General features: G+C 52.6%; 25 protein-coding genes. 16 read left to right on the top strand and 9 right to left on the bottom strand.

Annotated elements, in window-relative coordinates:
• Window positions 1–248: 248 nt before the first annotated feature.
• A complete protein-coding gene (gene pgsA / locus JNJ77_17570) occupies window positions 249–896 on the top strand; it encodes a CDP-diacylglycerol--glycerol-3-phosphate 3-phosphatidyltransferase (GenBank protein ID MBL8824400.1) in 648 nt (215 codons plus the stop codon).
• A 114-nt stretch (window positions 897–1010) separates the two neighbouring features.
• Window positions 1011–2045 (top strand): Gfo/Idh/MocA family oxidoreductase, encoded by a 1035-nt coding sequence (locus JNJ77_17565; protein MBL8824399.1) that lies wholly within the window; start codon window positions 1011–1013, stop codon window positions 2043–2045.
• 137 nt (window positions 2046–2182) lie between these two features.
• Here the strand turns inward: JNJ77_17565 and JNJ77_17560 are convergent, their stop codons facing one another.
• The gene (locus JNJ77_17560; GenBank protein ID MBL8824398.1) at window positions 2183–2776 is read right to left on the bottom strand and encodes a DJ-1/PfpI family protein; all 594 of its coding nucleotides are present in this window, start codon (window positions 2774–2776) and stop codon (window positions 2183–2185) included.
• A 173-nt stretch (window positions 2777–2949) separates the two neighbouring features.
• Between JNJ77_17560 and JNJ77_17555 the strand changes: the two genes are divergently transcribed.
• The 3 genes from JNJ77_17555 (at window position 2950) to ruvB (ending at window position 8063) form a co-directional block, all read left to right on the top strand.
• Window positions 2950–3924, top strand: coding sequence for a ketoacyl-ACP synthase III (locus tag JNJ77_17555; GenBank protein MBL8824397.1), 975 nt, complete (start codon window positions 2950–2952; stop codon window positions 3922–3924).
• 48 nt (window positions 3925–3972) lie between these two features.
• On the top strand, window positions 3973–6909 hold the full coding sequence (locus JNJ77_17550) for a hypothetical protein (protein MBL8824396.1): 2937 nt from the start codon (window positions 3973–3975) through the stop codon (window positions 6907–6909).
• Window positions 6910–7019: 110 nt separating this feature from the next.
• Window positions 7020–8063 (top strand): Holliday junction branch migration DNA helicase RuvB, encoded by a 1044-nt coding sequence (gene ruvB / locus JNJ77_17545; GenBank protein ID MBL8824395.1) that lies wholly within the window; start codon window positions 7020–7022, stop codon window positions 8061–8063.
• A 175-nt stretch (window positions 8064–8238) separates the two neighbouring features.
• Here ruvB and rph read toward each other — a convergent pair whose 3' ends face one another.
• The 3 genes from rph to JNJ77_17530 all read right to left on the bottom strand — a co-directional run bounded on the left by rph (window position 8239) and on the right by JNJ77_17530 (window position 10620).
• Window positions 8239–8955 (bottom strand): ribonuclease PH, encoded by a 717-nt coding sequence (rph, locus tag JNJ77_17540; GenBank protein ID MBL8824394.1) that lies wholly within the window; start codon window positions 8953–8955, stop codon window positions 8239–8241.
• 37 nt (window positions 8956–8992) lie between these two features.
• Window positions 8993–10168 carry an IscS subfamily cysteine desulfurase gene (locus JNJ77_17535; GenBank protein MBL8824393.1) on the bottom strand — a complete coding sequence of 392 codons (1176 nt, stop codon included), beginning with the start codon at window positions 10166–10168 and terminating at the stop codon, window positions 8993–8995.
• Between the two features lie 110 nt (window positions 10169–10278).
• Window positions 10279–10620 carry a DUF962 domain-containing protein gene (locus JNJ77_17530; GenBank protein ID MBL8824392.1) on the bottom strand — a complete coding sequence of 114 codons (342 nt, stop codon included), beginning with the start codon at window positions 10618–10620 and terminating at the stop codon, window positions 10279–10281.
• Between the two features lie 189 nt (window positions 10621–10809).
• Here JNJ77_17530 and JNJ77_17525 point away from each other — a divergent pair, with 189 nt between their 5' ends.
• From JNJ77_17525 to ndhC, 8 genes are all read left to right on the top strand, one after another.
• Entirely contained in the window at window positions 10810–11817 is a 1008-nt protein-coding gene (locus JNJ77_17525; protein MBL8824391.1) for an aldo/keto reductase, read from the top strand.
• 142 nt (window positions 11818–11959) lie between these two features.
• A complete protein-coding gene (locus JNJ77_17520; protein MBL8824390.1) occupies window positions 11960–12556 on the top strand; it encodes a sigma-70 family RNA polymerase sigma factor in 597 nt (198 codons plus the stop codon).
• 64 nt (window positions 12557–12620) lie between these two features.
• Window positions 12621–14396, top strand: a complete 1776-nt coding sequence (locus tag JNJ77_17515) for a protein kinase (protein ID MBL8824389.1) — start codon at window positions 12621–12623, stop codon at window positions 14394–14396.
• 63 nt (window positions 14397–14459) lie between these two features.
• Complete coding sequence (locus JNJ77_17510; protein MBL8824388.1) at window positions 14460–15512, top strand: formylglycine-generating enzyme family protein; 1053 nt, start codon at window positions 14460–14462, stop codon at window positions 15510–15512.
• Between the two features lie 348 nt (window positions 15513–15860).
• Window positions 15861–17711, top strand: coding sequence for a hypothetical protein (locus JNJ77_17505; GenBank protein ID MBL8824387.1), 1851 nt, complete (start codon window positions 15861–15863; stop codon window positions 17709–17711).
• 282 nt (window positions 17712–17993) lie between these two features.
• Window positions 17994–18551 carry an NADH-quinone oxidoreductase subunit I gene (locus JNJ77_17500; protein MBL8824386.1) on the top strand — a complete coding sequence of 186 codons (558 nt, stop codon included), beginning with the start codon at window positions 17994–17996 and terminating at the stop codon, window positions 18549–18551.
• Window positions 18552–18642: 91 nt separating this feature from the next.
• Window positions 18643–19185: a DUF2203 domain-containing protein gene (locus JNJ77_17495; GenBank protein ID MBL8824385.1), complete on the top strand. Its 543-nt coding sequence runs from the start codon at window positions 18643–18645 to the stop codon at window positions 19183–19185.
• Window position 19186: 1 nt separating this feature from the next.
• A complete protein-coding gene (ndhC, locus tag JNJ77_17490; GenBank protein ID MBL8824384.1) occupies window positions 19187–19702 on the top strand; it encodes an NADH-quinone oxidoreductase subunit A in 516 nt (171 codons plus the stop codon).
• Window positions 19703–19765: 63 nt separating this feature from the next.
• Here the strand turns inward: ndhC and JNJ77_17485 are convergent, their stop codons facing one another.
• Window positions 19766–20101 (bottom strand): MGMT family protein, encoded by a 336-nt coding sequence (locus JNJ77_17485; protein MBL8824383.1) that lies wholly within the window; start codon window positions 20099–20101, stop codon window positions 19766–19768.
• 45 nt (window positions 20102–20146) lie between these two features.
• Here JNJ77_17485 and JNJ77_17480 point away from each other — a divergent pair, with 45 nt between their 5' ends.
• Both JNJ77_17480 and JNJ77_17475 read left to right on the top strand, forming a co-directional pair.
• On the top strand, window positions 20147–20992 hold the full coding sequence (locus JNJ77_17480; GenBank protein ID MBL8824382.1) for an SIMPL domain-containing protein: 846 nt from the start codon (window positions 20147–20149) through the stop codon (window positions 20990–20992).
• Between the two features lie 72 nt (window positions 20993–21064).
• Entirely contained in the window at window positions 21065–21256 is a 192-nt protein-coding gene (locus tag JNJ77_17475) for a hypothetical protein (GenBank protein ID MBL8824381.1), read from the top strand.
• A 37-nt stretch (window positions 21257–21293) separates the two neighbouring features.
• Here JNJ77_17475 and JNJ77_17470 read toward each other — a convergent pair whose 3' ends face one another.
• The 3 genes from JNJ77_17470 to JNJ77_17460 all read right to left on the bottom strand — a co-directional run bounded on the left by JNJ77_17470 (window position 21294) and on the right by JNJ77_17460 (window position 25481).
• Entirely contained in the window at window positions 21294–24104 is a 2811-nt protein-coding gene (locus JNJ77_17470; GenBank protein MBL8824380.1) for a WD40 repeat domain-containing protein, read from the bottom strand.
• A 47-nt stretch (window positions 24105–24151) separates the two neighbouring features.
• The gene (locus tag JNJ77_17465; GenBank protein ID MBL8824379.1) at window positions 24152–24832 is read right to left on the bottom strand and encodes a hypothetical protein; all 681 of its coding nucleotides are present in this window, start codon (window positions 24830–24832) and stop codon (window positions 24152–24154) included.
• Window positions 24833–25094: 262 nt separating this feature from the next.
• Window positions 25095–25481 carry a VOC family protein gene (locus JNJ77_17460; protein ID MBL8824378.1) on the bottom strand — a complete coding sequence of 129 codons (387 nt, stop codon included), beginning with the start codon at window positions 25479–25481 and terminating at the stop codon, window positions 25095–25097.
• Window positions 25482–25947: 466 nt separating this feature from the next.
• Between JNJ77_17460 and JNJ77_17455 the strand changes: the two genes are divergently transcribed.
• Window positions 25948–26259: a DUF2778 domain-containing protein gene (locus JNJ77_17455; GenBank protein MBL8824377.1), complete on the top strand. Its 312-nt coding sequence runs from the start codon at window positions 25948–25950 to the stop codon at window positions 26257–26259.
• Between the two features lie 107 nt (window positions 26260–26366).
• On the opposite strand, the gene JNJ77_17450 is transcribed toward JNJ77_17455, so the two are convergent.
• Window positions 26367–26461 (bottom strand): transposase (locus tag JNJ77_17450; GenBank protein ID MBL8824376.1); only part of this gene is annotated, 95 nt, incomplete at its 5' end.

Raw genomic sequence — 26461 nt, 5'->3', positions numbered from 1 at the left:
TGGCTACCATGATTCGTCTGTACCCACGCTAACCATGCTTAACACAACTGATGCCCATTCTGTGCTGGGGTGAAGGAAAAGTCAATTGTTCAGCCAAGTCGTTCTATTGCCGCTGCATAGTCAGCCGGGCATACCGGCAGACTATGGCACCCGAACACTGAGTTTTAAGTACCGAGCACTCAGAACTGAGCACTTTGTTTTACACGCTAAGTCTACCCATCGTTCCAGATTGCTGATAACACTACTTCATGACGACCAGTATTGCTCAACATGATGTTTCTACTCGTCCACCGGTGAGACGAGAGCCTTCGCCATTCAATCTGCCTAATTTTCTGACAGCAACTCGCTTTGTGCTGGCGATCTTCATGTTTGTGCTGATTGCCTACGAACAATGGTTGTTAACCGGTGTTGCTTTCTTTCTAGCCTCGGTAACCGATTGGCTCGATGGACTGGCAGCCCGCAGGCTGGGCATTGTCAGCAGTTTTGGTCGCAGTTTTGATCCTCTAGTAGACAAGATGCTGATCTGCGGAGCCTACATCTGCCTGCTGCCATTTGGGGAACCACGCACTGGTGTGCAGCCCTGGATGGTGGTGGCGGTGGTCACCCGTGAACTCCTGGTGACCAGCTTGCGAGGGTATATCGAAAGCCTGGGCATTGCTTTCGGCGCTGACAAGTGGGGTAAGCTGAAGATGGTGCTGCAATGCCTGGCTTTGGCTATGATCCTGTTCTGCCTGTTGTTTGATCAGATGAAAGTGCTGCTCGACTACACCACGCAACTGGAACTGGCTCGCGATCTGCTGATTTACGCTATGGTGTTGGCGACCATCCTGAGCGGTTTGCAGTACATGTGGACTTCGTATCGCTTGTACAAGCAATACGAAGAGAGTTTACACTAAGTATGCCTGCAATGAAACTATGCGGTGATTTGGCACGGTTAGCGTGAGTACACGCAAACCGTGGCACCCGACCTGCATGATTCCAAATAAGTGGGCACTTTTCCCGGAGCAGGCATGATTGGTTTCGGCATCATAGGCTGTGGCATGATTGCCCGGTTTCACGCTGCAGCACTTGCGGAAATTCCAAATGCCAGGCTGCTTGCCTTGCAAAGCCGCAGCAAAGCCAATGCTGAAAAAGTTTCCACCCAGGCTCAATATTACCCAACGGTTGAAGAGTTTCTGAAACATCCGGGGCTGGATGTTGTTATCATCTGTACGCCCAGTGGCAACCACCTGGAACCCACAATCCTCGCGGCACAGGCAGGCAAACATGTGGTGGTGGAAAAGCCTCTGGAAATCACTCTTCAGCGCTGCGATCAACTCATCGAAGCCTGTCAGCAGGCCGGTGTCAAACTCTGTACCATTTTTCCATCACGCTTTGCTGATGCCAACGTGGTACTCAAGCAGGCAGTGGATCAGGGTCGCTTTGGCAGATTAACTCTGGGTGAAACCACCGTGAAATGGTGGCGTACCCAGCAGTATTACGATGAAGGTGGATGGAAAGGCACGCAGGCCCTTGATGGTGGCGGAGCGTTAATGAACCAGGCTATCCATAATGTGGATTTGCTTCAGTGGCTCATGGGGCCGGTTGCCCGCATCAGTGCCATGACTGCAACACTGGCCCATGAACGGATTGAAGTGGAAGACACTGCGGTTGCATGTCTGCAATTCAGGAGCGGGGCCTTGGGAGTAATCCAGGCTACCACCAGCGTTTGGCCGGGTCTTCCGAAAACGATCGGTATTCATGGCAATCGTGGCTCTGCTGTGGTAGAGCAGGAAGACCTCTTACGCTGGGAATTTGATCCAGCACTGCCTGATGATGAAGCCATTCGCCAACAGTTTGCTCAGAAGATCGGTGCCAGTGGTGGTTCCAGTAACCCTGCTGCCATCTCGCATGAATATCATCGCAGGCAGTTGGCTGATTTTGTCGATGCGATTCAGAACAACCAATCACCATTAGTCGATGGTCGCGAAGGCCGCAAAGCGGTTCAGATCATTCTTGGCATCTACGAATCTGCACGGACGGGCAGAACGATTCAGCTAAACTAAAACCTGTTGTAAACGCAAAAGCCGTGGCAGGGTTATGCATGTACTCATGCATGACCCTGCGAGAATACAGTCCTTTTGCACATCCAGCAGGGTCATTCGGAGTACCGAATAACCCTGCCACGGTTACTCGACAGGCTTTACGACATTACCTTCCAGGGATACTCCATATATTCCGCTGTCTCACGTGCCGTCTGTTCACCCAGAAGCCTGGCGACTACGTGGAAGCTCATGTCGATTCCTGCTGCAATGCCGCCGGAGGTGACAATATTCCCAGCATCCACCACGCGACGTTGACGTTGCACACGACATTGTGGTGCGGTTTCCTGAAGCAGATCGTAACGCAAGTGATGCGTTGTAGCTTCCAAACCATCGAGCAAACCGGCAGCACCGAGAATCAGCGAACCGGTGCAGACGGAAAGGATCATGGTTCCCTTTGCTGCATGTTGCCTGACCCAGTTGAGTACTGTGGGATTGTGCATTTCCCGGCGCGTACCAAATCCGCCGGGAACGATGATGATGTCCGCAGGATGGTCATCCATGAAAGCATGATGCGGATTCACACTGAAGCCATTGCGTGCCAGGATCGGGCCTGGTTTTTCCGATACGAGCGATACGCAAAACGGTTTCGGATCCTTTTGCCAATCAGTTACTGAAAACACTTCGAACGGCCCGGCGAAATCGAGTACTTCCACCTCATCAAAAATAAAAATATCGACTGAACGCACTTTCATGCCCGGCACCCTCCCTGCGGTATCGTGGAATTCCAGCCTCTTTTTGTTATGATAATCTATGCAAGACTGATCAATTCTTATTCGAGAATGTTGCGTTCATGACACATGATGGCCCTTCTCATGCTCCTGCGATTGTTCCCGAAGTAACACGAAAACCATTGTGTCGCAGCATCATGGGTGTGCGTGTACTCTGTTGTGGCAGCTATGTGCCCGATGGTCTTGTCACCAATGAAGTACTGGGACAATATTTTAACTGCGATACCGACTGGATTGTCCGACGTACTGGTATCGTTGAACGGCGACATGCCTTGCCTCACCAGGCTACCAGCGATTTTTGTTATGAAGCAGCCCGGCAGTGCATGGAGCGTGGGAACATCGATCCCTCGGAAATTGATCTGATCCTGGTCGCGACTTATACGCCGGATACATCCTTCCCGGCAGTAGGCAACATATTGCAGTATAAACTCGGGTTACATTGCCCGGCGATGGATATCAATGTTGCCTGTGCGGGTTTCATTTACGCATTCATCACCGGTGCCACGTACATCAAGGCTGGCTTGGCAAGAAAAGTGCTCGTCATCGGCGGCGATACTAACTCCCGTATTGCCAACCCCACTGACCCGAAAACCTATCCATTATTCGGTGATGGAGCTGGTGCCGTGGTCTTGGCTGCCTCCGATGAGGCCTTTGGTATTGCCAGCTATCAGCTTGGTTCCGATGGGGCCGGGTCGGAAATGCTGGTGCGACCCGGGTGCGGCAGCAGACTACCTCCGGATGAGGAAACCCTGCATCAGGGACTGCAGTATCTGCACATGGACGGTCGCGCCGTTTTTCGCTGGGCAGTCACTACTTTGAGCGACAGCATCACGACAGTTCTGGAATTGCAGGGCTTGACCATTGAAGATGTGGATTATTTCCTCACGCATCAAGCCAATATCCGCATTATTCATGCTGCAACAGATGTGCTGGGTATACCGCGCGAAAAAGTGCATGCCAATGTCAGAAAATATGGTAATACCTCGGCAGGTTCGGTACCCTTGGCGATGGATGAAGCCATTCAGATGGGTTTAATCAAGCCTGGCAAGAAAGTCGTGATGAGTGGATTTGGCGCGGGACTGGCTTGGGGTACACTATTAATGTATTGGTAAAACGGTTTACTGAGACAGGATGCACGGTAACACCTCTCCGAGGTTGTTGTGTTTCAGATTTCCTGCCCATTAGGGCACACGCTTGAACTTGGCCAGGAACACCTGGGGCAACGACTTATGTGCCCCAAGTGCCAGGCCGTCGTCCATGTCTCCACAGCGAAGCCGGGAGAAATACCTTCTGTTAAATACGAAGTGCAATGCAGCCAGGGACATATTCTTCGCGTTAAACAGAAATACCTTGGCAAGGAGATTCGCTGCCCATCGTGTCAGCAATTGGTTTCCATGAAGCCTTCCAGGCTGCTCAATGCCAACGGCGTGGCATTGAAAATCGCCTCGCCTCAGTTCTTCAAGAAAAAACCTCGTATCAATGTTCCGAAACAACCTCCGCCTCCCGTTCCCAAACCACCTATCACGGTCGCCAGGGTTAAGTCACCTGCACCAGTTCAACAATCGGTTCCGCTCCCCCCTGTGGTGAAAGCTCGCGTCAGAAGCCCTTCTGACTCACAGCGTATTCCTCCACCGCCTTCCATCCAGACGAATCCCTTCGATTCTGACTTCATCAATTCCATTGCTGCTCCACCCGCTCCCTCAGCACCAGCAGTTCAACCAGCCGCTCAGCCACTGCCCAGTATTTTTGAGTTGAACCTGGCTTCCGAGGAATTTAAACCGATCTCTGAGCAGTTCGTGATTGAAAAGAAGCAAAAGAAAGAAGCTGAACCGGTAGCACAGGCTAAAGCACCACCTCCACCACTGGAACTCGATCCGCTGCCGGTACCAGAATCTCTCTTCTTCGAATCCCCACGTCAGAAAGAATCTACACCGAAGTCTGCTTCTGATCTGATTGGACAGGATTTCCAGCCTGAACCTGTAGCCAACGAGGTTGCTGCTGTTGAAGAGCTGGCTGCGGAGCCTCCACCTGAAACGGCACAGCAAGAGACGGTTGAACCGGTACTTGAAATCAAGGAAGAAGTCGCCGCTGAGTTACCAGTTGCCAGCGAGGTTGCTGCTGTTGAGGAGATAGTAGAGGAGCCTCCACCTGAAACAGTGCAGGAAGAGACAGTTGAACCGGTACTGGAGGTCGAGGAAGAAGTCGCCACTGAGTTACCTGTCGCCAGCGAGATTGCTGCTGTTGAGGAGATAGTAGAGGAGCCTCCACCTGAAACGGTACAGCAAGAGACGGTTGAGTCGGCACTGGAGGTCGAGGAACAAGTCGCTGCTGAGTTACCTGTAGCCAGCGAGGTTGCTGCTGTTGAGGAGATAGTAGAGGAGCCTCCACCTGAAACGGTACAGGAAGAGACAATTGAGCCGGTGCTGGAAGTCGAGGAACAGGTCGCCGCTGAGTTACCTGTAGCCAGCGAGGTTGCTGCTGTTGAGGAGATAGTAGAGGAGCCTCCACCTGAAACAGTGCAGGAAGAGACGGTTGAGCCGGTGCTGGAAGTCGAGGAACAGGTCGCCGCTGAGTTACCTGTAGCCAGCGAGGTTGCTGCAGTTGAGGAGATAGTAGAGGAGCCTCTACCAGAAACGGTGCAGGAAGAGACAATTGAACCGGTGCTGGAGGTCGAGGAACAGGTCGCCGCTGAGTTACCTGTCGCCAGCGAGATTGCTGCTGTTGAAGAGCTGGCTGTAGAGCCTCTACCAGAAACAGTGCAGGAAGAGACAGTTGAACCGGTGCTGGAAGTCGAGGAACAGGTCGCCGCTGAGTTACCTGTTGCCAGCGAAGTTGCTGCTGTTGAGGAGTTAGTAGAGGAGCCTCCCCCTGAAACAGTGCAGGAAGAGACAGTTGAACCGGTACTCGAAATCAAGGAAGAAGTCGCCGCTGAGTTACCTGATGCCAGCGAGGTTGCTGCTGTTGAGGAGATAGTAGAGGAGCCTCCACCTGAAACAGTGCAGGAAGAGACAGTCGAGCCTTCACTGGAAATCGAGGAAGAAGTTGCTGTAACGACAACAACCGAACCAGAAGCTACATTTGAAGAACCGTCTGCACCCGAATCTGCATCAGAACTTGTCGATACACAAAATACTGCTGACGAAACGCATCACTCTGCACCAGAAGATTTCATTGAGCCCACACCTGAGCCAGTTTCGTCTGCTAATGAGCCAACGTTTCTGAATCTAACTGTTCCACCAGAATTATCTGACCCCTCAGCACCGGTGCCACTGGAACCAATCCCAGAGTCATTAACACTGGTCAACGATCCGCCTACGGTGCTGGATCGCAGTGAACTGAAGCCGGTCGTTATGGTGCCACCACCGGCCGAACCAACACTCATTGACTCACCAGAACCAGTGGTCGAAGATGATTTTCTAGACCTGAGCGCGTTGTTCCCAGGTATACCAGATCAAGCCGACAAAGCTCCAGCCGAACCACAACTGGTTGATGAAAAGCTGGAATTCCACGATGATGAGTTAGAATCTCCTCAATTCGTGCCTGCACCTGTTGAAGATACTCAGAAGCCTCAGCCTGTTCCCTTGCCGCTGTCCGCGCCTCCCACCATCATCGAAGATGATTTTGAATTCGAAGTGGTGGATACGCAATTCAATCTGGAACTGAAGGAATCAGGCATCGATGCACCGAAGGCAGAGCGGCCTCCGCCCAAGACTCCAGGCTCAGGGCGACTTCCCCCGCCTCCGCCTCGTTTCGTACCCGAGCCACCACCCAGCCGTTCGTCAACAGGCCGTTCATCCTCGGGTGCCGGGAGAAGTTCCGGACCACCACCGCCACGATTTATACCGGAACCACCTCCATTATCAGAAGGTAACAAACGCAAATCGGGCATGCGAAAATCAGTTACGCCGTCTACGCCTCATGCAGGTTCACGTACGAGTCAGACTCCACAAACTGGCAGGAAACCGACTCATGTCGCCAATGCAGTGATCCAGCTTACCTGCCCGAATGGCCATCAACTGGAAGTGGAGAGTCAATACCGCGATAACCAGATCCAGTGCCCGCTCTGCCTGCTGGTATTCATGATTCCCAGTGAATGACGCCTTCCCCCCGTTTTGCCCTGCCGTTCACTTGCGAATCGCCTGTCATCCTGCCTACAATGATCCTTTCTCACCAGCACTGGTGACCATCATGGATGGGTTGTCTGTTTATGGCACGCGAAGCGCTCATCACCGGTAATCAGCCCGGCCCCCCTGAAGAAAAACACCGCGATGATGCCCTGCGTCCCCGCCGCCTCGATGAAGTCATTGGTCAAAAGCAAACGGTGGAACGCCTGCGCATTGCCATCAAGGCGTGCCGCAAACTGAAGGAATCGCTTGGCCACATCCTCTTCGATGGTCCACCGGGTCTTGGTAAAACCACCTTTGCCACGGTGCTTCCGAATGAACTCGAAACCAGTATTCAGATAACCTCCGGCCCGGCACTGACTCGCCCTGCCGATCTCCTTCCCTACCTGACCAATGCCAAGGAAGGCTCGATCATCTTCATTGATGAAATCCATCGCACGCCACGAGTGGTGGAAGAATATCTCTACTCTGCTATGGAAGATTTTCGCCTGGGCATTCCCATTGGCGAAGGCATGAACGCCCGCACGGTTTATATGAAGCTGAACCGCTTCACCCTCATCGGTGCTACCACCCGCAGTGGTATGCTCACTGGCCCGATGCGTGATCGTTTCAAACACCATGAGCATCTTGATTTCTACACGCTCGATGAGCTGGCAACGATTGTCACCATCAATGCAGGCAAACTGAAAACGCCCATCCTTCCCGAAGCAGCCCGGGAAATCGCACATCGCAGCCGGGGTACGCCACGCATTGCCAACAGCAGGCTCTGGTGGGTACGCAACTATGCGACCAGCGAAGCCAACGGCACCATTGACCTTCCACTGGCCCAGGCTGCTTTGCAGATGGCTGAAGTGGACAAGGAAGGCCTCGATAAGCAGGATCGCCGATACCTCGATGTGCTGACCGGTGTTTTCGGTGGCGGGCCGGCCGGAGTAGAAGCTCTTGCCGCTACCCTCAGCCTGGCTGCTGATACTCTTTCTGACGAAGTCGAACCCTATTTGCTGCGTGCTGAGTTCATCATCCGCTCGCCACGAGGCAGAATGGCCACTGCAAAAGCCTACCAGCACCTGGGCAAAACTGTACCTGTCAATGCGGATGAGCAGACCCAGCGATCACTATTTCAATAACTTGAGATTCGACGACCGTGCCATACTTCGATGTGTATACACATCGAGGTGTGCTTCAATTGCTTGTGGCGCCACACAAATGAAATTGAGATGCCATCTGGTTACCCGCAACCACCCCCCGACGGAGTACCGCCGGAGTGTGGCACAAATTCCGAGTGAAATTTCCACTTAAGACTCAGGACAGATGCTTCCTTTGCTGTTCAGTTATCTCAGCGATGCCCTGTTGTCCCAGGCGCAACATTTCCTGCAACTGTTCCGGAATAAACGTCGCTTCCTCACCGCCTGCCTGCACTTCGATCATGCTGCCTGCTCCGGTCATGACCAGGTTGACATCGACATCTGCATCCTTGTCTTCGAGGTAATCGAGATCGAGCAAAACTTCATCGCCTAGAAGTCCAACACTGACTGCAGCAACACTTTCAGGCAGGATCTTATCTGGATCATAACCATACTTGTCAGCCGTACGTCGCAAAGCCTGATAAACTGCCAGCCAGGCGCCGTTGATCGCTGTAACCCGCGTTCCACCATCTGCCTGCAATACATCGCAGTCTACCCACAGAGTCCGTTCACCCAGTTGCGAGAGATCAACCACAGCACGCAGGCTTCGACCAATCAGCCGCTGTATTTCCACGCTTCGGCCATCAATCTTGCCACCCCGATCGCGCGTCTTGCGACCTTGCGTGCTGCCGGGGAGCATGTTGTACTCGGCGGTCAGCCAGCCTTTCCCCTGACCTTCGAGAAATTCGGGCACCTTGGGATCGATGCTGCAGGTACAAAGAACAATCGTCTTGCCCAATTGCGATAATACCCGCCCAGCGGCCCACCCCGGTGCATCCAGTTGAAAAGTCAAGGGACGAAGTTGATCGGCAGCCCGGCCATCATGTCGACGCATGGTCATTATCCGTGGAGGTTGTTTCTACTGGTTCATCCTATGAAGCAGCGGAACTCAGTTGTCGTAACCTTGCTACCACCTCTGCTACTCGTTCGATGGCGTAATCTACTTCATCCGATGTATTGAACCGGCCCAGACCGAAACGCAGGCTGGCATCGGCTTGCTCTTCATCAAGGCCCAACGCTCGCAGAACATGGCTAGGCTCGCTATCCATCGAAGTACAGGCTGAACCTGAACTCAACGCAATGTCCTTCAGTTCCAGTAAGAGCGATTCGCCTTTCACCCAATCGAGACTGATGTTCAAGTTGCCTGGCAGCCTCGGTTCCCAGGCACCGTTGAGTCTGATGTGTTGAATTTTCGATTGCAACCCCTGCCAGAGTCTTTCACGTAATTGCAACAGTCGAACTGATTCCATTGGCATTTCACTCGCAGCCAATCGGCATGCTTCTGCAAAACCAACGATCAGAGGAACTGCCAGCGTGCCCGAACGCAGCCCCTGTTCATGTCCGCCACCATCAATCAATGGTTCTAATCTGACTCGGCTGCCTTGCCTGCGAATAAAGAGCGCTCCCACACCCTTGGGGCCATAGAGTTTGTGTGCGGTGAAACTGAGCAGGTCGATTTCCAGTTCTCTGACATTGACTGGTATCTTCCCCACAGCCTGTGTTGCATCGGTATGAAACAGGATGCCTCGCTCGTGACAGATGCTGCACAGTTCTCTGATGGGCTGAATAATGCCGATTTCATTGTTGGCCAGCATGATGCTGACCAAAACAGTATCCGGCTGCAGTGCTGCTTTCAGTTGTGATAATTCGACCAGGCCATCGGGTTGAACCGGTACACGGGTAACCCGCCAGCCATCACTCTCTAAATGTGCACAGGTATCCAGTACCGAGCGATGTTCGGTGGTAAGAGTAACCAGGTGCTTGCCACGATCTGCCAGTTGATGGGCTACACCTTTGATGGCAAGGTTATTGCTCTCAGTAGCGCCGCTGGTGAAGATCAATTCGCGAGGTTCTGCACCAATACACCCTGCGATCTGCTGGCGTGCAGTTTTTACTATCTGTTCTGCGTATTGTCCAAACACATGCATTCGGCTGGCAGCATTGCCAAAGTGTTCAGAGAAATAAGGAAGCATGGCATCCACGACACGGGGATCGGTCCGAGTGGTGGCATGGTTATCCATGTAGATGGGCAGTTGCGGTTTTGCCATGCTGGCATTTTATGCTTTAACTGGCTGTTGATTCACATCGAAACGAATTGGCAGACAAAACGAAACCGCGGAAGCTGGCAGGCTTCCGCGGGATTAAGGCTGAATGAAGATCAGGATTGTGAAGGACTGGCCACAGGCTCATTAAATTGAGGCGCTACAGCAATGTAGGGTTTGCCTAGCCATTTCTTCACCAGAATCAGTTCACCAGCATCGTTGCCCTCAATGGCGTGCCCAACGAATTGCAGGCCATAACCGCCTACAAATAACAGGGTTGCCCAGACCCACATTGACATGGATGACACATCCATGGCCAGTAGCACAATGGCTACAATTGTCATAGGTATGCCAATCATGTGAAGCACAAAGCTGATCGGGTTTTGATGCCGCTTCAGCCATTCTTTAAGCCAACCTGGCCCGAAAGGCTGAGGGACCCAGCGCGATCGTTGTTGCATCATCTCAACAACTCCAAAACGAAAACAACGCCCCAAAGCGTTAGGGACAATATAAATGGAATTGGCAAGATGACGAGGTTTGAGCGCCCGCATAATCGTTGATTCCCCTTAATATGGAAATATTTAACGGTCAACGAGAGCTGGGAATTCAGCTATATTGGGAAATTCAGGCGGAATAGGAAAACAACGATGCATAATCGACCATTTGGGAGCAGTTCCGTCCAAGTCAGTGAAGTGGGGTTAGGAACCTGGCAACTTGGCGGTACCGAATGGGGAAATGTCACCGATCAGCAAGCCTTGGCCGTGTTGCAACAGGCTTTTGACAACGGTATCACCCTGTTTGATACTGCAGATATCTATGGCCAAGGCCGTAGTGAAATTCTCATAGGCCAATTTCTCAGAAAGCTGGGAGTGCATGCCAGGCAGTTGCACGTTGCCACCAAGCTGGGCAGGCGATTTGATGCACCAAACGGCTGGCCTCAGAATTTCACTCTTCAGGGGATGAGAGAGCACACACAGGAATCGCTGAAACGGCTGGGGATCGATCAAATTTTCCTACAGCAGTTTCACTGCATTCCGTTTGAGGTTCTGCAGCAAGGCGAAGTGTTCGAGAACATGCGATCTCTTCAACAAGAAGGGCTGATTCGCCATTGGGGAGTCAGTGTCGAAACGGTTGAAGAAGGTCTGTATTGTCTGAAGCAACCAGGCTGCTCTGCCCTGCAGGTCATTTTCAACATCTTCAGGCAGAAACTCGTTCATGAATTGCTCCCGGAGGCACAAGCCGCTGGTGTTGCGATACTTGCCCGTGTGCCCCTGGCGAGCGGTTTGCTTTCAGGAAGGTTTACTTCTGCCCAGGCATTTGCCCCTACGGATCATCGCCATTTCAATGCTAACGGCGAGAAGTTTAACGTAGGTGAGACGTTTGCAGGCATTCCTTTTGACAAAGGGCTTGAACTGGTCGGGAAGATCAGAACCATTCTTCAGCCAAACGAGGTACTCACCATGTCAACGCTGGCATTGCGTTGGATACTAGATCATCCCGCAGTGACCTCAGTGATTCCGGGTGCTACCAGGCCGGAGCAGGTCAGACTTAATGCAGCAGCCTCGCATGCACAGCCTCTGGGTGAAGAGGTTCACCAGCAACTGCATACACTCTACGAACAGGAGATCAGACCGCTTGTTCGGGGCAAGTACTAACGTCTAACAAATAGAATCCCCTCACCCTCAACCCCTCTCCCGCCAGGGGAGAGGGGAGAAAAAACTCGTGTGCATTCCCAGCTGATTTCGTATTTTACACTGTGCCGCTGTTGGTTGTCACACTCAGCGCAGGGTTGTACCGTTGGCAGAAACCTCTCACACACTGCTCGACAGCGTCCGAACAGGCCAGGACAACTTCGCCTGGCAGCGCTGGCACGCCATCTATGAGCCGCTTATCCTCGGCTGGCTCAAGCAACGTCATCTGGTTCCTTCAGATTGCGACGATATAACCCAGAATGTCATGATCGTGGTAGTGCGTCGGCTGCCTGAGTTTGAACATAACGGAAGAATTGGCGCCTTTCGCCATTGGCTGAAAACCATCACCATTAATTGTCTGCGTGATTTCTGGAAGTCTCGTGCCAATCACCCGCAGGCAGGTGAAGCCATGGGGGTTCTCGATGCCTGGGCTGATCCCCACAGCAATCTCAGTATGATGTGGGATCATGAACACGATCAGCATGTTGCAAAACAACTGATGAAACTGCTGGAGCCTGAATTTACACCTGTCACCTGGGAAGCATTTCAACAGGTGGTAGTACAGGATCGACCTGTTGAAGAGGTTGCCAGCCAACTGGGAATCACGGTCAATGCCGTTTACATTGCCAAGTATCGCGTATTGAACAGGTTACGAGCGGTAGCAGAAGGACTAGTGGATGAACCTTCTTTTGAATCGAAGTGAAAATTAAAAGAAACAGGCTGGTTTATCCATATACCCTGCTGAAAACCGCCTGCGAGCATCTGACATGCCGGAACTGATAACTGCACATCCTTCGGACCAACTTCTCCAGGCATATGGATTGGGCAAACTCGCGCCGAATGAAGTTCAACAACTCGAAAAGCACCTGGATGGCTGTAATACCTGTATCCAGAAATTGTCTCAAGTTGGAAATGACAGCTTTCTGCAGTTGCTTCGCAATAAAAGCTCGAATCAGCAGACTGCCCTGCCTGAGATCAAGAACAGAGTCATGGGAGATGTTCCCCGCGAGCTGCTCGATCATTCCCGCTATGCCATCATCAGAAAACTCGGCAATGGTGGCATGGGAGTGGTCTACCATGCCATCCATCGCGTGATGAACCGCAGTGTTGCACTGAAAGTCATTCGCGATGATCTCATGGCAACTCCGGCTGCAGTAAGCCGTTTTCGACGCGAAGTGCAGGCCGCTGCCCAGATGTCGCATCCCAATATTGTCACTGCCTATGATGCCGAGGAAATCGGTGGAATTCACTTCCTGGTGATGGAGTTAGTCGAAGGGAAATCACTTGATAAACTCGTCATCGAAAGAGGACCTCTGCCCATCAACCAGGCGTGCAGCATCATCCACCAGGCAACGTTTGGTTTGCAGCATGCTCACAGCCGTGGCATGATCCATCGCGATATCAAGCCGCAAAACATCATGCTCAGTAACGCAGGGAATGTGAAAATCCTCGATTTTGGCCTGGCTCGCATGCACCGCAAACCGGCGAATATGTCCATTACCCGATCTGGAGCTGCACTCGGCTCACCTCAATACCTGGCCCCGGAACAGATGCAGTCTGCCTCCTCGGTAGACTTTCGTGCTGATCTGTACGGCCTGGGAGCTACACTGTATTACCTGGTAACGGGCGAACCGCCTCCCGTGTTGGCGCTGTCCTGCGAGAGTACGCTGCATTTCCCCGATGATGTTCCACTCGAACTGCAGCAGATTATTCTCAAACTGCTCGCCACGAATCCCGATGATCGCTTTGCTTCCGCCAGGGAACTGGCCATAGCTCTTGAACCCTGGGCAACGAATCAGAATGAAGTAAAAACTCAGCCTCAATCAATCCTGGAGCGATTCCGCTGGCTCATCACTCCTGCCATGGGCCTGTTACTGATAATACTTCTGCTCTGGATCTTTCCTGGACGGGGAAATCAAGAACCATCTGCCGCCTCCATCGATTCGCCCATCAGGGCAACACCCCAGCCCGCCAGACACTTGCCACTCCGAGTACTATTCCTGCTGCCCGCACATGGCTTGTGGTTTGAAGATTACGGCCCCTGCTGCGATGTGCTAAAACAGGAAGGGATTGCGGTGGACACTGCCACGCTCGGCAAAGTGCCTGCAATTCTTCACTCTGACAGCATGACTCGAGTTCGTGAACGCCCCGCACCGGTCAATGCAGACTACGATTTCATGAACCTGTCTATTGATAAGTATGATGCCATCATTTGTGTGGGATGGAAACACCCGGAGATGACCGATCAGGAACGAGCTTCAGGCAGGAAAATCAAGGAACTGTTGCAGAGGGGCATGGATCAGAACAAATGGCTGGTTGGCATCGGCGCTGGTCAGGAAGTGTTCGGTGCCTGCGGTCTGCTCCGGTTCAAACGGGTTGCTCGACAATTTGAATTCGTTGCTGATCTGGCTGCCATGGGTGCAACCGTAACCAATGAAGATATTGTTCAGGATGGCAACATTGTAACAGCGTCCTCTCCGGTGCAGGCTGCTGAGGCAGGCAAATGGCTGGCACAGAAACTGTTGAAACGCGAAACGCCATAATCCAGAAACTGCTGTTTCATAGAATGATCCCACCTGCACCTTGAATTGAGACATCACATGACCATGCCTTCAACCACTCCCGCTTCACCTCGAACAGTAATATCTTTTCTTCCTTTGTTACTGCTAGCCGTGATTGCTTTTGCAGGAACTTATGCACTAACGCGATATTCCCAGAAGCCACCTGAAGGCATGGTCTGGATACCTGATGGTGAATTCCTGATGGGTTCCGAGGTCAACACGCCTCAAGCCAATGAGAAACCGGTGCATCGTGTGCGACTGACCGGCTTTTACATGGATGTTCACGAAGTGACCAATGCCCAGTTCCAGGAGTTTGTCAAGGCCACCGGCTATGTCACTACCGCAGAAAAAGCTCCCGATTGGGAAGAGCTGAAAAAACAGTTGCCTCCGGGAACCCCTAAGCCTTCTGACGACAAGCTGGTAGCCGGTTCACTGGTATTTACGCAACCCACCAAGCCTGTGCCTATGCATGATTACACCCAGTGGTGGACCTGGACTCCCGGTGCCTGCTGGAAACATCCCGAAGGGCCAGGAAGCAATCTTGATGGGAAGGACAATCACCCTGTCGTTCATGTCTCCTGGGACGATGCCAATGCTTATGCCAAATGGGCCGGTAAACGATTGCCTACCGAGGCGGAATGGGAATACGCCTCACGGGGTGGAATGACTGGCAAACGATTCACCTGGGGCGATGAACCGGTGAACGATACCAGTGATTTCAAAGCCAACATCTGGCAAGGTACGTTCCCCAACAACAACACCAAGGCTGATGGCTGGGAACGGACTGCTCCCGTGAAAAGTTTTGCCCCTAACGGTTACGGGCTTTATGACCTGGCAGGAAATGTCTGGGAATGGTGTTCCGACTGGTATCGGGCCGATGCCTATCGTCAGGCAGGAAGCGGAACGCTGGAAAATCCCCCCGGCCCACGCGATAGCTGGGATCCACAGGAACCTACGGTTCCCAAACGCATCGTACGTGGCGGCTCGTTTCTGTGTCACGTTACTTATTGTGAAAGTTATCGAAACTCGGCCCGGCGAGGAACATCGCCTGATACGGGCATGTCGCACACGGGTTTTCGCTGTGTGAAAAACCGCTGACTTGAATAAAAATGTTCAACAGAAAATGAAATGACAGATGGTGGTCTGTTCAGTCGCTACATGCCACACGTCGTGCCTCTATGGTGTCTTAGTCTCAATCAGCTTTCCACTCATCTCAGGCATCCTCTGACCACAAAACGGGCTTGGACCCGTCAATGCTGGCAAGCTGGGGAGATAGATGAGCCAAGGGTAGACGATATGCCCATTGCCAAAAGAAACGGGCCGATCCAGGACACCCGGGATCGTTCACCGGCACCAGCCAGACACGGTTGCGGCACGAACCGTGTTGCCTGGCAGCAATGATGCAGGATCGGCTCAACACCCAGGAGTGCAAGGAGGCTCCCGTCCATGTTCAAGCGCTATATAGCGCCACTGCTGTCCGCTGTCGTCGCATGTAGTCTGGCCCCGGTGGCCCTGGCTGGCGACTGTGGAGCTTGCGGTTCTGCCAATGTAACCTCAAGTTGTGGAGGCAACGGCCTCTTCAGTGGTCTGGCCAATTTCCGTCTGGGCCATCGCGCCCGCTACGAGACGGTCTATGACACCGTCGTAGAGAAAAAAACGCACACCACGTACCAGAACGTGGAAGAAGTGCAGATGCGCCAAGTCAATCGCACCGCTTACCGCGATGAACAGCGCACCACCACTAAGACCGTGAACGAAATCCAGTACAAGCAGGTTGAACAGACCTGCAACAAGGTCGTTCATGAAACGCACTACAAGGAATGCAAGAAGCTCGTCTGCAAGCCCGTGTATGAAACGGTCATGAAGACGATTACCGAATGCAAACCTGTCTGCGAAACCACCTACAAGGAATGCACCAAGGTGGTCTGCAAACCCGTCAGCGAGACCAAGACCCGCGAAGTCAAATTCCAGGTCAGCCGTCCAGTCTGCGAAGTGAAGGAAATCAGCAAGACGGTCTGCAAACCGGTTTGCGAAACTCACTACAAGGACTGCCAGGTAACAACCTGCAAGCAGGTTGAAGAAACCGTTATGAAAAACGTATGCGAAAAGGTTTGCCGACCAGTTTGCGAAACCAAGACGGTCTGCAAGAAGGTTTGCGAACCAGTTTGCGAAACCGTCTGCGTACCTGGCAAGAAGTCTGTGAAACTGGTACGTGAAGACGCTACCTGCTTCACCGATCCCTGCACCGGCGCTGAATGCAAGAAGAGCGGTGCTCTGAAACTGCAGGTCTGCAAAGAACCAGATCGCATGGAAACCCGCACGGTAAACAAGACCCGTACCGTTCAGGAACAGGTTCAAGTGACCCGTATGGTCAGCGAAAATGTTACCAAGCAGGTTCCTACCAAAGTGATCAAGAACGTTCCTGTCACCGAAACCCGCCGTGTTCCTTACACTGTCGTTCGCAATGTTCCTACGACTGTGGTTGAACGCGTCAACGTGAGCCGCAACTCACTGGGCGCCTGGGTTGACAGCAAGGGCCGTACATACGATCATGATGCTTCCGGCAAATTCCTGGATGCACAAGGCAATGTTATCGGTGGCAACAACGCCGGTGGCAGTGGCGCTGGCAATACCGGCAGCGGTAGTGGCAGCGGTGCTCAGGGTGGCGAAGCGATCGGCAACACCACCTGGCAGGAAGGTGCATGGGTTACCCGCAATGAACCATACACGGTAACCCGTATGGTTGCTGAAACTGTCGTTGAACGCATCCCCGTTCAGACTCGCCGCATGGAACAGGTTACCCGCCAGGTTCCTGTAACGGTCAGCCGCATGGTTCAGGAAGAAGTTGTCACACGCGTTCCTTACACCGTGTGCAAGACGGTTCCTGTCACGGTGACCAAGACGGTTGCTGTGTGTGTTCCCAAGCAGGTTACCTGCACCCAGACTGTAAAGGTTCCTTACTGCGTGACCGAATGCGTACCTGTCAAGGTCTGCAAACGGGTTCCAGTGACCTGCACTGTCGACGTCTGCAAGAAGGTTGCTCGCCGCGTTCCCGTGTGCCAGCCAGCTTGCGAAGACCCCTGCAAGAACATCAAGGCTGATCCTTGTGCTAACCCCTGCAAAGACCCCTGCAGCGATCCCTGCAAGCCAAGCTTCTGCGAACGCCTGTCCGGCCTGTTCTCACGACGTGGCCATCATGGTTGTGCCGCTGAATGCAACAGCTGTGGTTCAGCTCCTGCTGCTGTAGCAACTCCTGCCAAGGATGCTGCTGCTCCAATGCCTGCACCAGCCAAGTAATACCTCCTGTAGCTGACCGCAGGTGCGGTCAGCTCTCCTTGACACGGGGTAGTTGATGTGAATCAACTACCCCGTGTTTGGTTTTTACAAGATGTTCCCTGTCCCCCTTTGGGAAGAAGGTGAGGGGTTGCATATCATGGCGTAAGCCCATCTTGTTAAGATCATTTACACACAACATGAAGGTCTTCGCCATCAGTGAATCCCCTCACCCCCGACCCCTCTCCCCGAGAGGGAGAGGGGAGCAGGTACTTGCTACTTGCTGCATGCTGCTAAAATGACTTGATGCTCACCTGGTTTCACAACATCTGGCAAACGATTGTTACGGTATTGTCTGGAATGAGAACCACCGCCAGGACCTTTTTCCGCACCTATCGAACCGAGCCGTTTACCAAGGAATTCGAATACCCTGAAAAGCCGGTACCGGTGTCGCCACGATATCGGGGGTTTCATCGCTTCGACTTAACTGCCTGCATTGCCTGCGATAAATGTATTCGTGCCTGCCCGGTCGATTGCATCTACATCGACAAGGATAAGAACCCTCTCGGCAAAGGCTTCCGCATCAATGGCTTCAAGATAGATTACGGTAAATGCATCTTTTGCGCACTCTGCGTTGACCCCTGCCCGGTAGACTGTCTTTACATGGGTTCTAATCACGACTTATCCTGTTACAGTCGTGATGGATTGATCGTGGATTTCGCCAAGTTGCCTCTGGAAATTGCCTGGGGACAGGACACGCTGACACCCGCTGCCGTCGCTGCATCCAAAAACCAGACGGTACCCGTTTGGACCAAGCCCGTCGAACCGCCAAAACCGTCACCACCCCCCGCGTCAATCGTTTGACTGGTTCCTAGAATGCAGAAATCTGTTTTCATTCGCCCCCCTAGCGGTTATGGGTAGAGACATAAGCTTTTATCTTTCTAAGCGAAATACCATGCCACTGAGACATCCACCCACAGGTCGACGCTTCTTTTCACTTGACGAAGCCAATCGCATGCTGCCTCTCGTCAAACACATTGTTGAAGATATCTCAGCCACTGCCAAACGTTACGAACGGATTCAATCGAAGCTGGATCAGGTTGCCAGCCGCGAAACGATGACGGAAGAACAGCGGCAACTCGAACTGGAACTGTCTGACTATGCCGACCGCCTGGAAGACTGCCTGCAGGAGATGCGAAGCCTGGGGGTTGAGTTCAAGGGCTGGGAGGGGCTGGTAGATTTTCCAGCCTGGGTGAATGGCCGGGAAATCGAATACTGCTGGAAGCAGGGAGAGCCTGAAGTCTCTCACTGGCACGAACTCTATGCCGGGTTCTCCAATCGCAAACCGCTTCCCGTGACCGATTCAATCAGCCCGGTTGTCATTCTCGGCGATGCTTCCATGGAAGAATTTGTCCCCGATGATGTCACCAAGCCGACGAGCAAACGGAAAGTCAAATCGAGCCGCACACCAGTCAAACGCAGTGATGAAGTGAACTGATATGCCGGTGCTGGTGGCATTTCTCCTGGTATTTCTGATCGTCGGGATTGCCTTCGTGGTGGTCAATCTCACTATCGGCTCACTACTACGACCACGCAAGCCAGGCATAGTCAAGGATCAGCCTTACGAGTGTGGCGAAGAACCCATTGGAACTGCCTGGATACAGTTCGATCTGCGTTTTTATGTCGTGGCCCTGCTCTTTGTTATTTTTGAAGTCGAGCTGATTTTCTTTTTCCCCTGGGCCACTCTGTTCGGCAAGCTGAACGCGGTACCAGCAGCCCAGGGACATGAACAACAGGCTCTTGCAAAACGGCTGGTCCCCGATGCACCCGCCAACAGTGTCATTGATGCTGACAGCGCCCTTGCTTCGAGTTGGCTTATCCTGGGCGAGATGCTGATCTTCCTCGCCATTCTCATGGTGGCTTATGCCTACCTCTGGAAGCGAGGCGACTTGAACTGGGTGCGTGCCTCTGAACCCCATCCAAAAAGCCAGCGGATTGAACTACCGCTGGCATAAAAGTGTTGGTTCTACTTATCACTCAAACTGCGCAAATAATCTTGTGTTAGAAGGGAGGAGCCTTCATTTACTGCTCCGCTTTCCCGCAGGCTTCCAACGATACTGTTTCAGATCAATCTTCCCTTTGCTGTTAAAGACGATACCCTCTGCTTCCAGCAACACTTGCTGCAATCGATCTGCAGATTGTCGGGCCGGGGAGAATGATATTTCTCCCCTGGCATTCACCACCCGGTGCCAGGGCAATTTCGTCTTTTCATCCAGATGAAAGAGTGCATAACCCACCTGCCGAGCCTGCCTGGGCAGCCCTGACAGTTCCGCTACCTGTCCGTAGGTTGCAACCCTGCCCGACGGTATCCGCCTCACTACATCATAAATTAGCTCATAGTTGGAATTTGCCATCCGGTTAGTGTAGCATGTCAGGAACATGTCCAGCAGGTGATTATCATGTCTACAGAATCTGCCGGTGTTCGCTTTAATGCACAAGGCACCGTCAACGTTCGTCAGCCTCCCACCAGGCTGATGATGAAGCTGCCATTGCAGGCAACGGGTAATACGCTGGAGCTTGGCCTGAATGCACTTCGCAAGCAGGCCACCGCTGCCGAGCGATGGCTGCAAGGCCTGGGAGCCAACACCATTCTGGTGGGTGATCCCCAGTTCGTGGAAACAGTGAGTCAAGATCCGCTCAAGAAGGCTCGCGAACTTGCTGCCCGGGCCATGGGACGAGGCAAATCGACCCATCATGATGCCGCTCGCACCAAGACAGTCACACTTTTTCTTACAGCGTTCTGGGACATCGCCAGCAAATCGGCGGAAGAACGACTGGTACTGCTTGACCGACTGCAGTTTGAAGCTTCTTCTGACATACCTGCAGAAGAAAAGGTAACGGTTCCCGATCTGGAACAACTGAGTGATCCGATGCAGATGCAGGCAATGCTTGCCGAGATGATGACTCCGAAAGAAGAACCACGCCAGGCACATTTTCTCTTCGTTTCACAACTCGATGAAGCCTCGGTGTTTCGTGCATACCAGGAAGCATACCAGCAGGCTGTGCGCAAGGCAGAAATGCTCGCAAACTGTGCAGGCCATTCACTCGGAAGACTCGAATCGGTCAGTTATGGCTATGCAGGTGACCATTCTTCATCCGTGCATCGGCATATGGAAATGCAATCGTGCCAGGCCATTCTCGCAGGCACCGGCTACCAGCCTGGGGAATTTGAAAGTGTTTCAGAACAGCCCACCGCTGCAGACTTTCGACTGAGTGTCTCGGTGCACTATGGTTCTGACACATAACTGAACTTACAGATCATGTGCCTTTAAACTCCAAAGGACACCAGGCACTATGTTGCAGACTCACGGGGCAAGATGAATTCCCAAAATACTCCTGCCGATGATCGACGCGCCCCAGGATGGCTGACATGGTCGATAATCCTCGGCATACCTTCTGTCGTCAGCATCGTAGGCATTTCCATAGGCGCTCAACTGGTAGAGATCGTGATTTTTTCCATGCTCTGCCTCTTCACGATGGCACTCGTCTTTTTCTATGCGCTGGGGTGACTTCATAGGCCAGCCACAGGCGTGTAAGCTATTCGCCTTACTTCAGCCCCCATATCTTCACCTTGTTCTCCTTGCCGACCGTGATCAGCGTGTTGCCATCCGATGAAAGCACGAGGCCGGCAATCGGCCCGTCGTGAGCTTTGAACTCCGCCAGCTTCACTCCGCGGGTGAGTTCCCACAACGAAACCTGCCCACTGACATGGCCAACAGCCATCTGGTTACAACCTGCCTGTACATGATGGACACCGACGACATCGCCCGATTCATGGACTTCGAGAGCCAGACGGAGGTGCCCGGTTTTTGAATCATATACTTTAGGTGCACCTAGCAATCGGCCATTGGCCAGGAACACCGGCTCGGTATCGCCAGCTATTTGAAAGCGTTTCCTGCCTGTATGCATATCGTATACCGATAACGCTTTGCCCTCGATGAACCTGATATTGTTTATGATCGCAGCCAGCCCCATACCGTCAGGTGAGAATGCCAATTGCGTTTGAGGCACCCCCATATCTTCGGATTTATCCAGAACGGTCTTCTGCTCACCATTGGTTGGGTCCAGCAATAGAAGTTGAACATTGTTCCTCTGCTCAATTAATGCAGCAAGCCGCTTACCGTCCGGAGAATATTTCAGCGAATGTACGCAGCCTTCAAACATACTAAGACCAGAGTGCTCGAGTGCCAGCGTATCCAGTTTGCGAAGTTGGAAGATTTTGGAATCGCTGGTGCCTTCGTGCTTGAGCCCTACTGCCAGTAGCTTGTCACCGGGAACCAGGTCGAGGCACCGCGAGTTAGGGTTATCGGTCAGTGGCACATGGGCAGCCTTGGCAACATCGACAACGGTGAAATCATCACACACGATATAATGCTGATCCGAAGTGAACCACATATGCCCAGTGGGGGCAGCAGCAGGCCCCAATTTCACAGTCGCCAGTTCCTTTCCCGCAGCAACGTCCAACAGGAAGATTGCACCTTGTTCACCATCCATCAGTCCACGCACCGCTGCTTTGCTGCCATCCTCAGAAAGCGCTACCGGGGCCAGATGATGTTGCTCGCGATAGAGAAATTCCACAGGGAACGATGCCCGTTCGGTTGCCTGCAAGGCTTTCATGCCGCGAGGAGTTGTGGTGATAAGCTGAACACTGCCATTCTGAACAGCGGGGGAATCAGCCTTGATTTCCCACGATTTGAGAGATGGCACCCCCATCGGCTGAATCAGCACCGAACCATCAGGCAGCCCGACTGCTACAGTTCCCGCATGGGCTGGCGAAGCCGCCAGCACGGGTACATAGTTGAATTTCTTTCCTTCAGGATCAGGCATCAGGGGAATGGTCGCCTGAGCCCGCTGTGCACCTTGGGCAGCATCAAACTCCAGAATCTGCAATGGCTCACTCCCTTTCGTCCAACTGGCAGCAACCAGCGAAGCGCCATCACTGGAAAAAATAAATTGACGGTAAACTCTCGACTTGTCGCCAGTAATACGGGCTATCGATTTCAGGGTCGACGTGTCGCGCACGTCAATCGCTCCAGTTCCGTCAAAGAAGGCCCAACGCTTCCCATCCGGGCTGACAGTATGGCCATACCATGCATCAAGAGTGGGCATGCTGAACGTCTCACCGTCCGGTGATTTTCCGACGACCTTCGCCATTTCTGGCATGACTTGTTTTTGTGCAGTCGAGCCATTCGATGGAATCGTCCACAACTCTACGCCAGGCCCTTTATCATCCTTGGTGGGCATTTTCCAGGCCAGTAAACGATTATTAGGCAATACGACCACTTGCGATGCTGCAACGCCAATTGCAGGTAACTCTTTCTTCGATTCAAGATCGAAAATCCGTATCTTGCTTTCGGCCAATGCCTCCGCAGAAGAAGCTTCTTCTTTACTCTCGAATGGTCGCTCTGCCAGGGCAAAAAGTCGGCCATCAGGTGAGTAACGTGCCACATGTTGGGGGGCAAGTTTGCTATAATCAATTTTGAACACTGAATTCCCGGTTGCCAGGTCCCACACGATCAGTCCATGCTGATTTTCGCCATCTTCACCAGCAGCGCGTTCCGTCACCACCGTTTTTCCGTTGGGTCCGAGAATCAGTTCATGTCTCTGATCGACGAATTTGCCAAACTTGTGCCTGCCGAAGGTTGATTCAACGTCCCACATAAGCGTCTCACCGCTGCTGCCTGTAAAAAGTGTTTTGCCATCAGCCGAGAAATCCAGATGTTTGCCAACATTGAATGACTGTGCAGATTTATGTTTCAGTTCTTCCTGCGTGAGCTTGCGTATCAAGGCTATACCATCCTGCGACACCAGATCCCAGATAATGACTTCCCCTGCTTGGGAAATACTTGCAAGCCTGCGGCCATCTGAAGAAAAGGCAAGGCTGGCAATCACCGACTCAGGCCGATGTCCCTTCAGCAGAATCGGCTTCTTGAAATCGAGTGGCCTGGCTAGCGCTGCTGCCATCATCACCTGAGGACTGGTTCCAGGCTGGTCTGGTTCTGGCGTAAGGTATCCCGACTGTCCACCATCACCTCCACCCGGATTGTCAGTTGGATTATTGCTCGGGGTGTGAGGCAACTTTGGGTCGTCGCCTGCTTTCGTTTGTGCTACTTCATTTTTTACCCACCAGCCTTTGCTGAAATACCAGCTGCCCACCCCCATGAGCACCGAGAGCATTGCGACGGCAGCAAGCCAGGGTACACTTGATGACGATGATGTTGAAGCAGTATCCGAGCCTGTCGGATACTCCACCCGGCTCTTGCACTCAGGGCAACGAAAGGGTTTACCCATCGGCAAACCTGCTGTACTGAGAGCCACCTTACAGGATGGACAATCTACTTTCCGTGCAGTATTCATGTAGAGGGTTTCCTTCTTCACTTGCTGCAGCCTGGCTGAATCGAAAACTATTTACTTCGCTCATACTCGCTTTTGGCCATTTCTAGATCTCGCAATGCCTCGTTGTAGATTCGCTGCATGGCTTCAGGCAATTGAAGTACTATTACTTGACTTCCCTTTCCTGTTTGAAATCCCTTTTGCTTTGCAGCCTCACGACCATAGTTGGCTGCTTTCCAGTCCCGGTGTTGTCTTTCCAGGCTCCTGACCCGTGCTAAAGCTCGATCATAAGCAGCTTTCTCAGGTGATACCGATGCTGGTTTTCGCGGCTCCTCTTTGTTGCCTTGAACCGTAGTCTTTGGTTCCTCTGCTTTTCCGGGCTCTGATTCTTTATTAACAGGTTCTGGATCGGGTCTGTGTATGTTCGATGCAATCACATCGGTCTTCGAGGGTAGTGTTCCACCTTCTCGAAAGAGATACGAGATCGCCACACCCACGATGAGCGCTGCAACCAACATCCCCAATGCCGGCACGATGCGTCCCTTGCCGGTTGACAGTGCATCAGGCCAGTACTCCGCCACAGGCAACTCTTCCTCTGCCGACACGACGGGTGATGATGTTGATGTCGCAGACACCGTGACCGATGCCTTGCATTTCGGGCAGGCTACCGTTTTTTCCAGGGAGTGCGTCTTTACTCGAACTGCTGTGTTGCACCCAGGACACCGGGCGGTCAGAATACGGATTTCACTCATGGCATCTCCAGTACCATTGGCCAGCTTGTGGTACGGCCCGCCATCCATCAAAGGGAGAACTGTCTTCCGTGCTTACTTTTCAACTAGTTGCTGCACCCAGCCAGCTTTTGCTGGAAAGAGTATCACGGCGAGGAAATCAACGCCAATATATTCCTGGTGATTTTGAGAATGGGTTAAGCCACCGGGTGCCACCGTTTCGGTACTCCGTAACGGTGGTACCCAGCTTATCCACCGCTTGCCAAATCACTCTAAGCAGACTCTGCTAACCCGACACCGGCCTCGGTTGCCACAGTTCGATCTTATTGCCTTCAGGATCCATGATGTGGGCAAACCGGCCGTTGAATTCATCGGGAAATGTTTTCACGGGTGTCACGCCATGTTCCGCACAACGGGCCAGCACGCCGTCGATATCGTCAACCGCCAGGTTGATCATGAAGTCCTTGGTGGAAGGCAACATGTAATCGGTGTCGGCCTTGAATGGGCTGAACACTGTGCCTGCACCGGGGTGGGCTGCCATCGCTTCCGGCGTAAGGAACGCGCCGCCCCAGTCCTGCATCTCGAGGCCCAGCACATCTTTGTACCACTTGACGAGAGCACCCTTGTCCTTCGCCTTAAAGAAGATGCCACCCACCCCCATCACCCGCGCCATGGTTCAACTCCTCGATTGGATAGTTGCAAGCGTATCACGATGCGTTGGGCAATACCAAGAGTATTCGCAGAGATGCAGCCTTGATAGAGTTATGCGTCCGCATTTCCGTGTGGACAGTACGGCAACTCTCTTGAATCTTCCGGGCACTTGACACCCGAGCTACCCTCACAATGATGTGCTCTAGAAACATTTCCTTTCGCCAGGCAACAACGCATGGTATATTATTGGCTTTCACCATAGTTGCGTAAAAGCACTTGGCGGTTAGCATTAACATTATACTGGGGTTGCTATGGCCACTGATTATTCCCACGAAGTAGGCGAACCGAAAATTCCCCAATGTGGTACGCTGAGCCTCAGGTTTAATGGTACTAGCCTGCGTATGCAAGGTGGAAAGAAGGAGTATGTCTATCTGGCAGTTTCAGGTATGCCAACATTGAAACACCTCGAGCGAGACCGTTACCGAAACATGCAGGCAAACGTGGACATTGGGCCAATACCAGAAGGAAAGTACTGGATTCGATTGGATGAAATACAACGAAACTGGGGTGGAATAAGAAGGAACAAAGCCTCTTGGGGTAACTACTGGGTTACGATTCATGTCTTTCCAGGAACAGAAACTCACAAGCGTGGTGGATTCTTCATTCACGGCGGAAAAACATCGGGCTCGATCGGATGTATTGACCTGACCGATTCAATGGATCAATTCGTAGCAGATTTACGCGATGAAGCGGGAAATAAGGACAAATGCTACGTCCCGCTCACTGTGAAATATCGCTGATTCACTCGTACCATTTGATCTGTTAATACCTCAATGAGTCTGCGGAAGTCTCCTGTTCTCCTTAGGCAGTGTTGATTCATGCTGTTGAATCCGGGCAACTTGGGGAATCATTTGAGCCAGATGGTGATGGCAGCGAAGAGAATCATGCCGAGAAAGTTTCGAGCCGTCTTTTCGTATCGGGTCGCCACTCGTCGGCATTGTT

It is taken from the genome of Planctomycetia bacterium (genome assembly GCA_016795155.1).
Taxonomy (GTDB): Bacteria; Planctomycetota; Planctomycetia; order Gemmatales; family HRBIN36; genus JAEUIE01.
Note: the sequence above shows the minus strand (reverse complement) of the source record. Positions and strands in the feature narration are given on the sequence as shown.

Excerpts from the sequence above, each read along its gene's own strand:
- JNJ77_17530 (MBL8824392.1), bottom strand. The coding sequence starts at position 10,620 with ATGCAACAACGATCGCGCTGGGTCCCTCAGCCTTTCGGGCCAGGTTGG.
- JNJ77_17560 (MBL8824398.1), bottom strand. The coding sequence starts at position 2,776 with ATGAAAGTGCGTTCAGTCGATATTTTTATTTTTGATGAGGTGGAAGTA.
- rph (MBL8824394.1), bottom strand. The coding sequence starts at position 8,955 with ATGCGTCGACATGATGGCCGGGCTGCCGATCAACTTCGTCCCTTGACT.
- JNJ77_17455 (MBL8824377.1), top strand. The coding sequence starts at position 25,948 with ATGCAGGCAAACGTGGACATTGGGCCAATACCAGAAGGAAAGTACTGG.
- JNJ77_17565 (MBL8824399.1), top strand. The coding sequence starts at position 1,011 with ATGATTGGTTTCGGCATCATAGGCTGTGGCATGATTGCCCGGTTTCAC.
- JNJ77_17510 (MBL8824388.1), top strand. The coding sequence starts at position 14,460 with ATGCCTTCAACCACTCCCGCTTCACCTCGAACAGTAATATCTTTTCTT.
- JNJ77_17480 (MBL8824382.1), top strand. The coding sequence starts at position 20,147 with ATGTCTACAGAATCTGCCGGTGTTCGCTTTAATGCACAAGGCACCGTC.
- JNJ77_17460 (MBL8824378.1), bottom strand. The coding sequence starts at position 25,481 with ATGGCGCGGGTGATGGGGGTGGGTGGCATCTTCTTTAAGGCGAAGGAC.
- JNJ77_17535 (MBL8824393.1), bottom strand. The coding sequence starts at position 10,168 with ATGGCAAAACCGCAACTGCCCATCTACATGGATAACCATGCCACCACT.
- JNJ77_17515 (MBL8824389.1), top strand. The coding sequence starts at position 12,621 with ATGCCGGAACTGATAACTGCACATCCTTCGGACCAACTTCTCCAGGCA.
- JNJ77_17505 (MBL8824387.1), top strand. The coding sequence starts at position 15,861 with ATGTTCAAGCGCTATATAGCGCCACTGCTGTCCGCTGTCGTCGCATGT.
- JNJ77_17495 (MBL8824385.1), top strand. The coding sequence starts at position 18,643 with ATGCCACTGAGACATCCACCCACAGGTCGACGCTTCTTTTCACTTGAC.
- ruvB (MBL8824395.1), top strand. The coding sequence starts at position 7,020 with ATGGCACGCGAAGCGCTCATCACCGGTAATCAGCCCGGCCCCCCTGAA.
- JNJ77_17525 (MBL8824391.1), top strand. The coding sequence starts at position 10,810 with ATGCATAATCGACCATTTGGGAGCAGTTCCGTCCAAGTCAGTGAAGTG.
- JNJ77_17475 (MBL8824381.1), top strand. The coding sequence starts at position 21,065 with ATGAATTCCCAAAATACTCCTGCCGATGATCGACGCGCCCCAGGATGG.
- JNJ77_17500 (MBL8824386.1), top strand. The coding sequence starts at position 17,994 with ATGCTCACCTGGTTTCACAACATCTGGCAAACGATTGTTACGGTATTG.
- JNJ77_17470 (MBL8824380.1), bottom strand. The coding sequence starts at position 24,104 with ATGAATACTGCACGGAAAGTAGATTGTCCATCCTGTAAGGTGGCTCTC.
- pgsA (MBL8824400.1), top strand. The coding sequence starts at position 249 with ATGACGACCAGTATTGCTCAACATGATGTTTCTACTCGTCCACCGGTG.
- ndhC (MBL8824384.1), top strand. The coding sequence starts at position 19,187 with ATGCCGGTGCTGGTGGCATTTCTCCTGGTATTTCTGATCGTCGGGATT.
- JNJ77_17485 (MBL8824383.1), bottom strand. The coding sequence starts at position 20,101 with ATGGCAAATTCCAACTATGAGCTAATTTATGATGTAGTGAGGCGGATA.
- JNJ77_17555 (MBL8824397.1), top strand. The coding sequence starts at position 2,950 with ATGGGTGTGCGTGTACTCTGTTGTGGCAGCTATGTGCCCGATGGTCTT.
- JNJ77_17465 (MBL8824379.1), bottom strand. The coding sequence starts at position 24,832 with ATGAGTGAAATCCGTATTCTGACCGCCCGGTGTCCTGGGTGCAACACA.